This window comes from Pseudomonas sp. FP2338, from assembly GCF_030687515.1.
In the GTDB taxonomy this organism is placed as follows: domain Bacteria; phylum Pseudomonadota; class Gammaproteobacteria; order Pseudomonadales; family Pseudomonadaceae; genus Aquipseudomonas; species Aquipseudomonas salomonii.
Window position 1 is genome coordinate 607,171 of record NZ_CP117436.1, and the last position, 11,895, is coordinate 619,065.

Sequence of the window (11,895 nt, forward strand, 5' to 3'; positions counted from 1 at the left end):
TGATATGGCCTTTCCAGCGCCGGCGTGGCCGAGCGTGTTTAGGTTATTTTTAGTATTACATTGTGGTTCGCCTTGTGGCAGCCACCTGGATGGGATGATGACTGCTCCACGCCTTCCTTTATTTTTGATGCTCGCTGGCCTTTTGGGGCTGGCGGGTTGCAGCACACACCAGCCGGTGTCGCTGTACCAGCTGGACAGCGGAAGTCCGGCTCAGCCTGCGCAAACCGCAGGCATGGCCGTTTTGCTTGGCCCGGTCGTCGTTGCTGATTACCTGCAACGCGAAACTCTGCTTCAACGTCAGAACGACGGCAGCCTGCAAGGTTCCACCGATGGTCGTTGGGCGGGTAGTTTGTCGTCCGATATCAACCAGTTGATGTTGCGTCAGGTGGCTGGCCATCTCGACAGCCAGCGTGTGGTGCTTGCACCTGGGCCAGCCGGTTTTACCCCGGATGTGCAGGTATTGCTGACTATCACGCGGCTCGATTCGGGTACTTCGCAACCGGCAATTCTTGACGCTCAATGGCGCCTGATCGACCGCCGTGGCCAGGTGCGCGATAACCGCATCGTGCACCTGCAGGAAGAACATACCGGCACCACCGCGTCCCAGGTCCAGGCCCAAGGCGTGTTGTTGCAGCATCTGGCGCAACAGTTGTCGGTGGCGCTCAAGCCATTGGCCAACCAGCCGCCAGTGGCCGAGGCACCGCGCAAGCAAGCGCCGGCCCAGGCCAAACCGGCCGCTCCGCAGAAGCCGAAGATGCCGATGGCCACGCCGATTCGCACGGATATGGAAGTGTTCAGGTTCTGATCTGAATCGCGCCCAAACAAAAGGCCCGCTGACTCAGCGGGCCTTTTTGTTGTCTACGATTTGAGCCCTTTTGAAGATCCAATGTGTGGGCTTGCTGTGGCGAGGGAGCTTGCTCCCGTTGACTGCGCAGCAGTCTCCGGCTTTTTGGGGGCGCTTCGCACCCCAGCGCAAGCAAGCTTGCTCGCCACACAAGCCCGCTCCCACAGGGGCCCTATGTAGCCATCAGGGCTTGTTACGGGTCTCATGCATCCGCGCCAACTGCCGTTCGAGCATCGACGGGTACGGCTCCATCAGCCGCTCTACACAGCTCGCGCCTTCAGGACTGGCAATCGGGCGGATACGTGCGCGCTGGCGGATCAACGCATCTTCACTGATCTTGCGCTCCACCAGCAGCAGGTTGCGGCTGTGTTGGGACAAGGCCAGCGCATCCTGGGCAATCTCGGTAAGCAACAGGTCGATCTGGCTCATGCCGAACAGATCGTCACCGACGGTCAGGCCAAGTTGCAGCTGCAAGGTAATGCCGCTGTCGGCCACTTCAATCTGCAAGGCATGGCCGAGGGCGCGCAGCAGCTCGCCGCAGCAAATCGCGTTGGTCAGGTAGTCTTCGCCGCTGTCTTCACTGTGGAACAGCATCAACGTGCTGCCATCGTTCAGGGTGTGCAGCTCGCTCTGGTAGAGCGACGCAGCCTGGTCGAGGCAGTCGCGGTAGCGCTCCAGCAATTCGGTGAGGCGGGCGCGGGGCAGGCGACGCAGTTGGTCCTGCGAGCCCAGTTGCACAGCCAGTACGGCGCTGTGCTGCGGCTCGGTATTTTTCACCGGCGCAGGTTGCGGAGCCACAACGGGTGCGGCGGCCGAGGTATCGCGCAGGTCGGCGAACGGGTCTTCGTCGTCCAGTTCGTCTTCTTCGGCCTTGATCACCTGGCGTGGCGCAGGCTTGAGGGCGGCCACCGGCGCGCTTTCGTCAAAGCCTGGGTCACGCAGGTTGCGCACTTCAAACTCGGGCTCGTCGTCGTAGTCGGTGTCGTCGTACTCAGGCTCGGGTTCAACCTCAGGTACCACCGGCTCGGGAGCGAAGCTGGCGTGAAGCTGGCGGGCGAGGTCGCCGATTTCATCCTGGCGGTCGGTGGCCGGGGTGTGTTCGTCGATATCGCGCAGCCAGATGCGCAGTTGCATCAGCGGCGTGGAGATATGCCGACCCAGGCGCAAGCTCAGGGCCAGGGCCAAGGCCAGCAGGATCGCGCTGAGGATGCCCATGCTTTGCAGGCTGATGGTCATCGGCTGCTGAAATTGCTGCATGTCGAGGCTGATGCGCAGTTGCCCGGCCTTCACATCCTGAAACGTAATATTGCTCGAATACAGACCTTCGGCTTCACCCAACAGGCCGTTTTTCGGGCGCTGCCCGGCTTCGGCCATGATCCGGTTGTCCACGCTGTAGATGGCGGCGTGGGCCACCAGCGGGTTCTTGGTCAGGTTATTGAGCAGCACGTTGAGGCTGAGGATGTCGTTGGACACCAGCAACTCAGTCGCCGAGGTGGCGGTCTGGGTCGTCAGGCTCTCGCCCAAGGCGTCGGCTTGCTCGTGCATGGCCTGCTTGAACTGCAAACCCATCACGCAGGCGTAGATCACCAAGGCCAGAGCGACCAGGATCACGTTATGGCTGGCGATGCGTAATGCGATCGGTACACGGCGGTGGCGCAGTGCCCGGAAGATCAGCAGGAAGAAGTTATCGGTTTTTACTGGCGTGGGCCGGTTCACTTGCGCTCGGCTCTTGGTCCGTGAAGTTGACGCGCAGTATAGCGACAGGCCTAGAACCGGCAAAGCGCTCGCTGTGCCCGATGGTCACTGAAAGTGGGTAGAATGCGGTTTTTTTCCAGCCTGGGGGTGCGCTTTGCGCGAAATTGTCCTGATAAACATCACCGGCGAAGACCGCCCGGGTCTCACCGCAGCCATTACCGGTGTTCTGGCCCAGGGTGGTGTGAACATTCTCGACATCGGCCAAGCGGTGATCCACGACACGTTGTCGTTCGGCATCCTGGTGGAAATCCCCAGCACCGAGCAGGCCTCGTCGGTGCTCAAAGACATCCTGTTTACGGCCTATAAGCTTGATCAGCAGGTGCGTTTCACTCCGGTTTCCGAAGCCGATTACCAGCATTGGGTCGAAGGCCAGGGCAAAAAGCGCCATATCGTGACGCTGCTGACTCGCAAAGTAACCGCCGAACAATTGCAGCGGGTCAGCTCGATCACCGCTCAATATGGTTTGAATATCGACCACATCGACCGTCTGTCGGGTCGTATGCCATTGGACACACCGGCTGACAAAGGCAAGGGCTGCATCGAGTTCTCCGTGCGCGGCGAACCGGCCGACCCGCAAGCCCTGCGCGCCGAATTTCTCAGCGTGGCCCAGGAACTGAATGTCGACATCGCCTTCCAGGAAGATTCGCTGTTCCGCCGTAACCGCCGCCTGGCGGTGTTCGACATGGACTCCACACTGATCGAAGCCGAAGTCATCGACGAGTTGGCCAAGGCCGCAGGCGTGGGTGAGCAAGTGTCCGCAATCACCGAGCGCGCCATGGCCGGTGAGCTGGACTTTCGCGCCAGCTTCAAGGAGCGCCTGGCGCTGCTCAAGGGCTTGGACGTAAGCGTGCTGGATTCGATCGGTGCTTCACTGCGCCTGACCGAAGGTGCCGAAACCTTGTTTGCCGAACTCAAGCGCCTGGGCTACAAAACCGCAATCCTGTCCGGTGGCTTCACCTACTTCGCCAAGCAATTGCAGGCCAAGCTGGGCATCGACTACGTGTTTGCCAACGAGCTGGAAGTGGTGGATGGCAAGGTGACCGGCGTGGCGGTCGAGCCGATTGTCGACGCACAGCGCAAGGCGGACCTGCTGAAGGAATTGGCCCACAAGGAGGGTTTGCGCCTGGAGCAGACCATTGCGGTCGGCGATGGCGCCAATGACTTGCCGATGCTGGCGATTGCCGGGTTGGGTGTGGCGTTCCGCGCCAAGCCGTTGGTGAAGCAATCGGCCAAGCAGGCGATTTCGACGCTGGGGCTGGATGGTGTGCTGTATCTGTTGGGCTTTCGCGATCGCGACGGGCAGCTGTAACCCGATCTAACTGCAAGATTGCAGTAACTGTGGGAGCCGGGCTTGCCCGCGATAGCGGTAGTTCAGTCATTGAAGTATTGACTGATGCGCCGCTATCGCGGGCAAGCCCGGCTCCCACATTTGATTTGCATCAGCTTCAAATCAGGCTTTCGGCAGTGCGATACCCTGGCCCATCTGCACCGGTGTACCCGCCGCCAATTCTTCTGCCCACTTCACCTGATCCGGCCCAAACAGCACAATCGCCGTCGACCCCAGTTTGAAACGGCCCAGCTCAGCACCTTTTTCCAGGTGGATCGGCGCGCGTGCAGCTTCGTCGTAACGGAAGGTTTTCAGCTCACGTTTCGGCGGCGTCACCAGCCCGGCCCACACGGTTTCAATCGACGCCACAATCATCGCGCCCACCAACACTACAGCCATCGGGCCGCGTTCGGTGTCGAACAGGCAGACAACACGCTCGTTGCGCGCAAACAGTTCCGGCACATTTTCGGCAGTAGTCTGGTTGACCGAGAAAATCCGGCCCGGCACGTAGACCATCTCGCGCAGCGTGCCGGCCAGCGGCATGTGCACGCGGTGGTAGTCTTTCGGCGACAGGTAAATAGTGGCGAAATCACCGCCCATGAACGGTGCAGCCAACGCCGCATCACCACCGAGCAATTCCAGCACGCTAAAGCTATGGCCTTTGGCCTGGAACACACGACCGTGTTCAATCGGGCCAAGCTGGCTGACCGCGCCGTCGGCTGGGCTCAGCACCGCGCCTGGAGTTTCATCCAGCGGGCGGGCGCCGTCTTTCAGGGCGCGGGTAAAGAAGGCATTGAAGTGCTCGTAGGCGGTGAGGTCTTCGACCAGCGCCAGGGACATGTCCACTTGATAGCGCTTGGCGAACCACGCCGTGAAGGCATTCTTGAACCAGCGCACGCGGCACTCGGCAATGCAGCCGGCCAGGCGCGACAGCAAGTGGTGCGGCAGCAAGTACTGGCTGAGGATAAACAACTGCTTTTTCATAACTGTCCTTAAACCTTAAATCTCGACGGGGGTGTCGGGGTGGTTGCCCCATTCGCCCCAGGAACCGGCATAACCTTTGACTCGCGGATAACCGAGCGCCTTGGCCACCAGGTAGGTGAAGCCAGAGCGGTGGTGAGTCTGGCAGTGGGTGATGATTTCTTTGTCGCGGGTCAGCCCGAGGTCTTCGAGGATCTGCGGCATGTCGCGGCGGATGCGCAAGTTGCGCGCCTTGTCCATGCCGGCAGTCCATTCGAAGTTGACGGCGCCGGGGATGTGCCCGCCCTTGGCGGCGAGCACTTTCTCGCCGGAATACTCCAGCGGGCCGCGCGCGTCCCAGATGCCCAGGTCGGCGGCGCCAAGACGGCTTTGCAGGTATTCGCGGGTGGCGGTGGGGCCGTCGTGCAGGGTGAGGCTGACCGGGCCGCCAACCGGGGCGGGCACTTCGGTGGACACTGGGTGTTTTTCGTCCAGCCAGGCCAGCAGGCCACCATCCAGGTAGTGGTACTTCTGGTGGCCGATCACGTCGAGCAGCCAGATAAATCGCCCGGCCCAGCCGCCGCCTTCGTCGTCGTAGACGACGTAAGTGGCGTCCGGGGTGTGGCCCAATTCGCCGAACAGCTTTTCCAGGTCGGCCTTGTGCGGCAGCAAGCCGGGTGCAGGCGGCTGGCCCAGTTGGGTGCGCTTGGGGTCAACGAAATGCGCGCCGGGGATATGCCCTTCGGCGTAGCGGGCGGCACTGGTGAGGTCCACCAGAATCAAGTGATCGGCATCCAGGCGACCAAGCAGGTCGCTGGACTCGATCACCAGCGGCAAGCCAGAGAAGTCAGGCATGTGAGGTCTCCTGGGCACAAATGTTGGCGATAAAAGAGCGCGATTGTAGCGCAAGCATCAGGCGCTGCGGTTGGTAAAGCTGTGCAGCGCTTTCTCGATGCATTGAGCGGTTTTGCCGAAAGCCTGCACGGTGGTTTCCGAGAACGGCCCGCCGCCCTGGTCGGCGACCATCAGCATCACCACGCGGCCATTGCAGCTCAGAGAGCGTAGCAACAGGTGTTCACCGGTAAACCAGCGGCGCAGGATCGGCGGCAGCAACGCGGAAAATTGCGCGTGATTGTCTGGCGTCAGGCGCACCTGGGCGGACTTTTCCAGCAGGCGCTGCAGCAGCGTGCTGTTGACGACGTCCAGGCTCAGGTTGGCAGCGTCCTTGGGCAAGCCATCGGCCTGATGCACACGCAAGGTACTCAGGGCGCGGTCGGCCATAAACAGTAAAACCCGCTGCATGCCACTGGCGACCAAGGCTTCCCTGGCGCAGGTGGTCAAGTGCATGGCGTTGGCAAAGCGGCTCGGCTCGACCAGCAACTCGGTGCAGCGCCTGCGCCATACGGCCAAGGATTCGGCAGTAGGCGGCGGTGCGGGCAGCAGGCCGCGATGGACCTTCTGCACATGCCACGGCCAGATCAGTGACAGCGCCGGGTGCCACAGGTCCGGCATCAAGGTGGTGCGCGCGCTGGTCACCGCTTGTTGGTGAGCCTGCTGCTGCACGTCACACAGCGGCGCTTGCAGGTACAGCGCGGTGAGGTACTGCCAGCGCTCGGTATGCGGGCAGGTCCAGGATTCCTGGGCCGACATTGCCAGGCCGTTGGCCAGCAGCACGGTGTTGGCGGGTTGGTTCAACCAGCGCCGCAGGTTGGGTTCGGCATCGAGCAATTGCTGTTGGCGCAGTGCGTCGTCTTCGCGGGCGATGTGCAGCGTCTTGACCAGCAGGCGCTGCTCGGTCAGCAGCAGGTTGTAGCCCTGGGACACCCAGATCGGCAGGTGCCAGGCTTCGGTCAAGCCCAGGCACAGGTCGAGCAAGCGTACACCGAACAGTGCCTGCTCGACCTTGCGCGCCGACTGGCCTTTGTGGATGACCCGCAGTTCCCATTCTTCCAAAAGCTTGGGGTAGGCCACGGCCAGCGGCCACAGCGGCGACAGAAACAGCAGGCTGCCCCAATGGATGTCTTGCCATAGCCGCGCCAGGCGGCTGGCGAACAAACCGTTGGCTTGCTGTGAGGCGTGCTGGCTCACCAGCAGCAGTTGGCGCAAGGCCACCGGAATGTCTTTTTCCGGCACCGAGGGCAGACGCGCGAGCAATTCTTCGGCGCGTTTGAGGCCCAGGCGGTTCAGCGCCACTTCGAGGTTTTCTGCCGGCCCCGACAGGCTGCCGTGCGCCTGGCTGTTGGCCTCGCGCATCACACTGAGCACCAGCGCCGGGCTGTTTTGCATCAGTTCGGCAATATCTCGCAATGAACTACGGCTGTCGCGGATGGCCTTGCACACGCGTTCGTGACTAGCCTGAGGAACAGGCAGCAGCACATCGTCCAGGCGCTTGATCCAAGCGGCGAGGGTGGTGGGTTTTGTATTTGGAACTGTCGTTTCGTTTGCCATGATTGGGGCGCGATCATCACTTGCGTTCAACACACCCGGAACGGGCCGAATTGGTTTTTCGCCTTAACGGGCTATAGTCTGGCGCAGTTTTGCCGATAAGTAGAACAAGAGTTTTCTGCAGCACCCACTATGTCCATGAACCCGACGGCGCAAGTACCAATCTCCTATGGCTAAAATTATCGGCATCATCGTCGTCATCGCAAGTGTGCTCGGTGGGTACGTCCTGTCCCACGGTAAAATTGCCGCGCTGATCCAGCCCTTCGAAGTGCTGATCATCGGCGGTGCCGCGTTTGGTGCGTTCCTGCAGGCCAACCCCGGCTACATGACCATGCACGTGATCAAGAAGTCGCTGGGCATGTTCAGCTCGCGCTTCTCCCACACCTTTTATCTCGAGGTGCTGGGGCTGGTCTACGAGATCCTCAACAAGAGCCGCCGCGAAGGCATGATGGCCATCGAAGGCGATATCGAAGACGCTTCCGCCAGCCCGATTTTCGCCAAGTACCCGGCCGTGCTCAAAGATGAGCGCATGACCGCCTACATCTGTGATTACCTGCGCATCATGTCCTCCGGCAACATGGCCCCCCATGAGCTGGAAGGCCTGTTCGACATGGAACTGTTCAGCCTCAAAGAAGAGCTGGAGCACCCGTCCCACGCCGTGACCGGCATCGCCGACGGCATGCCGGGTTTTGGTATCGTCGCGGCGGTACTCGGTATTGTGGTGACCATGGCCTCCCTGGGCGAAGGCGACCAGGCCGCCATCGGCATGCACGTGGGTGCGGCGCTGGTAGGTACCTTCTTCGGTATCCTCGCGGCCTACGGCTTCTTCGGCCCGCTGGCCACGTCCCTGGCCCATGATGCCAAGGAAGAAATCAACCTGTACGAATCGATCAAGGCCAGCCTGGTAGCCTCTGCTTCCGGCATGCCGCCCTCGCTGGCGGTGGAGTTCGGGCGCAAGGTGCTGTACCCGAAACATCGCCCAAGTTTTGCCGAGCTGGAACAAGCGGTTCGCGGTCGCTAAGTCATGGAAAACAACCAGCCGATAATCATCAAGCGCGTCAAGCGCTTCGCTGCGGGGCACCATGGCGGCGCCTGGAAAATCGCCTTCGCCGACTTTGCCACGGCGATGATGGCGTTCTTCCTGGTGCTGTGGCTGATGTCGACCGCCACGCCGGAACAGAAGATTGCCATCGCCGGTTACTTCAAAGACCCGATTGGCTTTTCGGAAAGCGGCACGCCCTTCGTGATCGACCTGGGCGGCTCGCCGCAGCTGGCGCCTGAGCGCACCATCAATCCCGAGGTCAAGACCGAGTCGCCGCAGGAAAACATCCCGATCGAGCGCGACACCGTCGAGAGCATGGCCGAACAGGTCGAGAAAGAGCGCCTCGAATTGCTGCTGCAAGAGCTGCAGACCAAGGTCGAAGAAAACCCGCAACTGCTGAAATTCAAGGATCAGATTTCCTTCGAGATCACCCCCGAAGGCTTGCGTATCCAAATCACCGATGCGGCCAATCGGCCGATGTTCGATTCCGGCAGTGCGCGCTTGAAACCGTACTTTGAAGACATCCTGCTGGCCATGGCCGACACCATCAAGGCGGTGCCGAACAAGATCAGCATCAGCGGTCACACCGACGCCAAGCCCTATGCGGGCCAGGGCGACTTCGGCAACTGGGAGCTTTCGGCCAACCGCGCGAATGCCGCCCGCCGTGCGTTGGTGGCGGGCAGCTATCCCGACCCGCAAGTGGCACGCGTAGTGGGTTTTGCTTCCTCGCAGTTGTTTGACCCTAAAGACCCGTTCAACCCGATCAACCGCCGTATTGATATCGTCGTGCTGACTAAAAAAGCCCAGCGTGCGATTGAAGGTGACCAGCCACCCCCTGCGGCACCGACCCAGGGCGAAGGCGCACCGGGTGAAGTGCCGGCCGATCCGAATGCCATTCCGCCAGGTCAGGAGCCGCTGCCGGCCCATGAGCTGCGGCAGAAGCTGAACCTGTTTGATGACGGCGGGGTGAAAGACCCGACGGCGCCTGCGCCGGCGCCGGGTTCGTAAGCGGTCTTTGTTGGCTGTAAATGAAAACGCCCCGACTATGTCGGGGCGTTTTCATTAGAGTTTAGAGAGGAAGGTAGGCTTTGACGCCGCTGATGACACCTCGCATGTCCTCCACGCACAGGCGCGGCACGAAGTACTCCCGGCCCTTGGCGCGAGTCTTTCTGTGCAGTTTGTCGAGACGCTCGAAGCTGACGGTGTAAATCATGTCGCACTTCACCCATAGCTCTTTATAGCCGTCGGATTGAAGTGGGTTGGTGCGCAGCAAGTGGTGCCAGTCGTGCTGGATTTGGGGCGCGGTAGAGGATATTGGCACTACGGTACACAGCTTACGATTGTGAGTAGCAGTGGGCGATATCACTACGACCTTGCGGATCTTCAGCATTTCCGGAGCCACAAAGCCTCGGGTGAAGTCGCAGAGCAGCACATCGCCTTGTTTGGGGTGATAGTAGAGAGCCAAATGTTAATGCCCCACAAAAAGCAAAGCCGCCCGAAGGCGGCTTCATTCGACGCGCAGTGGAGCTTGCTTCGCCCCTTCTGCGCCGCTGGATCAACCCCGAAAAGGACCCAGACTCCTGCCAGCTTTCGCTGGTGACGGAGCAATTATGCGCATCGAGAAATCCGAATACAAGCTGGCTTGTGCGTATGAGCCACCCAGTTGGTCCGGATTCTTGATGCCTGCTCCTATTAAATCAATGGACTAGGGCCTTCAGTACACTGGTTTATGTGTATCAAGAAATGGATCGTTAATAGCTGCTCTCCGGCAAGCTCGCAATAATCGACCGATAGCTGTTCATCCGCTGCTGCTGCACACGCCCATCTTCCAGGGCCTTGAGCAACGCACAACCCGGCTCACGGTCATGTTTGCAGTCGCGGAAGCGGCAGGTGCCGATCAGGTCGTTGAACTCGATGAAGCCCGCTTCCACATCGCTGCGGCTGACGTGGCCGAGGCCGAATTCACGGATGCCTGGGGAGTCGATCAACTCACCGCCGCCGGGGAAGTGGAACAACCGCGCGGTGGTGGTGGTGTGGGTACCCTGGCCGGACAGTTCCGACAGCGGCCCGACACGGGTGTCGACTTCCGGCAGCAGGCTGTTGACCAGCGATGACTTGCCCACGCCCGACTGGCCGACGAACACGCTGATGCGTCCGTCCAACTGCTGTTGCAGCTGTTCCATGCCATTGCCGTGATGCGCAGACACTTCCAGTACCGGGTAACCCAGGGTGCGGTAGACCGCCAGCAACGCATTGAGCGCCGGGGCGTTCTGTTCGTCGATCAGGTCGAATTTGTTCAGCAGCAGCAGCGGGCGAATACCGGCGTGCTCGGCTGCGACCAGGTAGCGGTCGATCAGGTTGGCGTGCGGCTCGGGCAGCGGCGCGAACACGATCACGATCATGTCGACGTTGGCCGCCACCGGCTTGAGCTGGCCACGGCTGTCAGGGCGGCGCAGTTCGGTGGTGCGCGGCAACTGGGCGACGATCACGCCGATGCCCTGGTTGCCGGCACGCCACACGACCTTGTCGCCGGTGACCAGCGCAGGCAGGTTGGCGCGCAGGTGGCAGCGCGACACCGAACCTGCGAGTTCGCCTTCGAGCGCCTCGACTTCGACCTGCACGCCGAAGTGCGCGATCACCAGGCCCGTTTGTTCAGGGCCCAGGTCGCCGCCCTCGAGCGCTTCCACGGCGGAGGATTCACGTTTGGCGGCGCGAGCGGCGCGTTCGCCTTGAATCTTTTCGATGCGCCAGTTTTGGCGGCGATTGAGCTGGCGTTTGGCCATTGGTGTTCCGTGTCGATAATGCAAAGGTTGGGTAAAACGGTCGCGAGTCTAGCACGCCCCCGCCTGCTAAACTGCGCAGCTAAGCCAAGGGCCAAGAGAATCAAGCCATGCAAAACCCACAGAACCTGATTTGGATCGATCTGGAAATGACCGGTCTGAACCCCGACACCGACGTCATCATCGAGATGGCGACCATTGTCACCGACAGCAACCTCAATACTTTGGCCGAAGGTCCGGTGATCGCCATCCACCACAGCGACGCCGTACTGGCCACCATGGACGAGTGGAACACCCGCACCCACGGCAACTCCGGCCTGACCCAGCGCGTGCGCGACAGCCGCATCAGCATGCGCGACGCCGAAGCTGAAACCATCGCTTTCCTGGAAAAGTGGGTGCCCAAGGGCAAGTCGCCGATCTGCGGCAACAGCATCTGCCAGGATCGTCGCTTCCTTTATACGCACATGAAGGGGCTGGAAAGCTACTTCCACTATCGCAACCTGGACGTGTCCACGCTCAAAGAGCTGGCGGCGCGTTGGGCGCCGGAGGTGAAGGACAGCTTCCATAAGGGCAGCACGCATTTGGCGCTGGATGACATTCGCGAGTCGATCGCCGAGTTGCAGCATTATCGCAAGCATTTCATCAAGGCTTGAATCTGTGGCGCCTGCTCTGGCCCTATCGCAGGCAAGCCAGCTCCCACACTTTGACTTGTGAACACATTCAAATGTGGGAGCTGGCTTGC

The 11,895-nt window shown here is 61.0% G+C and carries 11 protein-coding genes; 5 read left to right on the forward strand and 6 right to left on the reverse strand.

Features of this window, described 5'->3' with window-relative positions; all coding sequences use genetic code 11:
• The first annotated feature begins 97 nt into the window (after window positions 1-97).
• Entirely contained in the window at window positions 98-805 is a 708-nt protein-coding gene (locus tag PSH96_RS02565) for a membrane integrity-associated transporter subunit PqiC (protein WP_305457284.1), read from the forward strand.
• A 222-nt stretch (window positions 806-1,027) separates the two neighbouring features.
• On the opposite strand, the gene PSH96_RS02570 is transcribed toward PSH96_RS02565, so the two are convergent.
• Entirely contained in the window at window positions 1,028-2,560 is a 1,533-nt protein-coding gene (locus PSH96_RS02570; protein WP_065930685.1) for an AhpA/YtjB family protein, read from the reverse strand.
• Between the two features lie 133 nt (window positions 2,561-2,693).
• On the opposite strand from PSH96_RS02570, the gene serB reads away from it, so the two are divergent.
• Window positions 2,694-3,908, forward strand: coding sequence for a phosphoserine phosphatase SerB (gene serB / locus PSH96_RS02575; protein ID WP_069786843.1), 1,215 nt, complete (start codon window positions 2,694-2,696; stop codon window positions 3,906-3,908).
• Between the two features lie 141 nt (window positions 3,909-4,049).
• Here serB and asd read toward each other — a convergent pair whose 3' ends face one another.
• From asd to PSH96_RS02590, 3 genes are read right to left on the reverse strand one after another with little or no spacing between them, the layout of a single operon-like run.
• The gene (gene asd / locus PSH96_RS02580; protein WP_305457287.1) at window positions 4,050-4,910 is read right to left on the reverse strand and encodes an archaetidylserine decarboxylase; all 861 of its coding nucleotides are present in this window, start codon (window positions 4,908-4,910) and stop codon (window positions 4,050-4,052) included.
• Between the two features lie 15 nt (window positions 4,911-4,925).
• Window positions 4,926-5,741: a thiosulfate sulfurtransferase gene (rhdA, locus tag PSH96_RS02585; protein WP_058422428.1), complete on the reverse strand. Its 816-nt coding sequence runs from the start codon at window positions 5,739-5,741 to the stop codon at window positions 4,926-4,928.
• Between the two features lie 57 nt (window positions 5,742-5,798).
• On the reverse strand, window positions 5,799-7,334 hold the full coding sequence (locus PSH96_RS02590) for an HDOD domain-containing protein (RefSeq protein ID WP_305457290.1): 1,536 nt from the start codon (window positions 7,332-7,334) through the stop codon (window positions 5,799-5,801).
• A 166-nt stretch (window positions 7,335-7,500) separates the two neighbouring features.
• Between PSH96_RS02590 and motA the strand changes: the two genes are divergently transcribed.
• Both motA and motB read left to right on the forward strand, forming a co-directional pair.
• Entirely contained in the window at window positions 7,501-8,352 is an 852-nt protein-coding gene (gene motA, locus PSH96_RS02595; protein ID WP_305457292.1) for a flagellar motor stator protein MotA, read from the forward strand.
• A 3-nt stretch (window positions 8,353-8,355) separates the two neighbouring features.
• Window positions 8,356-9,381 (forward strand): flagellar motor protein MotB, encoded by a 1,026-nt coding sequence (motB, locus tag PSH96_RS02600; RefSeq protein WP_200432027.1) that lies wholly within the window; start codon window positions 8,356-8,358, stop codon window positions 9,379-9,381.
• Window positions 9,382-9,442: 61 nt separating this feature from the next.
• Here motB and PSH96_RS02605 read toward each other — a convergent pair whose 3' ends face one another.
• Entirely contained in the window at window positions 9,443-9,838 is a 396-nt protein-coding gene (locus PSH96_RS02605; RefSeq protein WP_305457295.1) for a type II toxin-antitoxin system PemK/MazF family toxin, read from the reverse strand.
• Window positions 9,839-10,124: 286 nt separating this feature from the next.
• Window positions 10,125-11,156, reverse strand: a complete 1,032-nt coding sequence (rsgA, locus tag PSH96_RS02610; RefSeq protein WP_003171340.1) for a small ribosomal subunit biogenesis GTPase RsgA — start codon at window positions 11,154-11,156, stop codon at window positions 10,125-10,127.
• 107 nt (window positions 11,157-11,263) lie between these two features.
• Between rsgA and orn the strand changes: the two genes are divergently transcribed.
• Window positions 11,264-11,806: an oligoribonuclease gene (gene orn / locus PSH96_RS02615; RefSeq protein WP_056860533.1), complete on the forward strand. Its 543-nt coding sequence runs from the start codon at window positions 11,264-11,266 to the stop codon at window positions 11,804-11,806.
• The last annotated feature ends 89 nt before the right edge of the window (window positions 11,807-11,895 follow it).

Coding starts and splice junctions, on each gene's coding strand:
- PSH96_RS02565 (WP_305457284.1), top strand. CDS start 98: ATGACTGCTCCACGCCTTCCTTTATTTTTGATGCTCGCTGGCCTTTTG.
- asd (WP_305457287.1), bottom strand. CDS start 4,910: ATGAAAAAGCAGTTGTTTATCCTCAGCCAGTACTTGCTGCCGCACCAC.
- rhdA (WP_058422428.1), bottom strand. CDS start 5,741: ATGCCTGACTTCTCTGGCTTGCCGCTGGTGATCGAGTCCAGCGACCTG.
- PSH96_RS02590 (WP_305457290.1), bottom strand. CDS start 7,334: ATGGCAAACGAAACGACAGTTCCAAATACAAAACCCACCACCCTCGCC.
- motA (WP_305457292.1), top strand. CDS start 7,501: ATGGCTAAAATTATCGGCATCATCGTCGTCATCGCAAGTGTGCTCGGT.
- motB (WP_200432027.1), top strand. CDS start 8,356: ATGGAAAACAACCAGCCGATAATCATCAAGCGCGTCAAGCGCTTCGCT.
- rsgA (WP_003171340.1), bottom strand. CDS start 11,156: ATGGCCAAACGCCAGCTCAATCGCCGCCAAAACTGGCGCATCGAAAAG.
- orn (WP_056860533.1), top strand. CDS start 11,264: ATGCAAAACCCACAGAACCTGATTTGGATCGATCTGGAAATGACCGGT.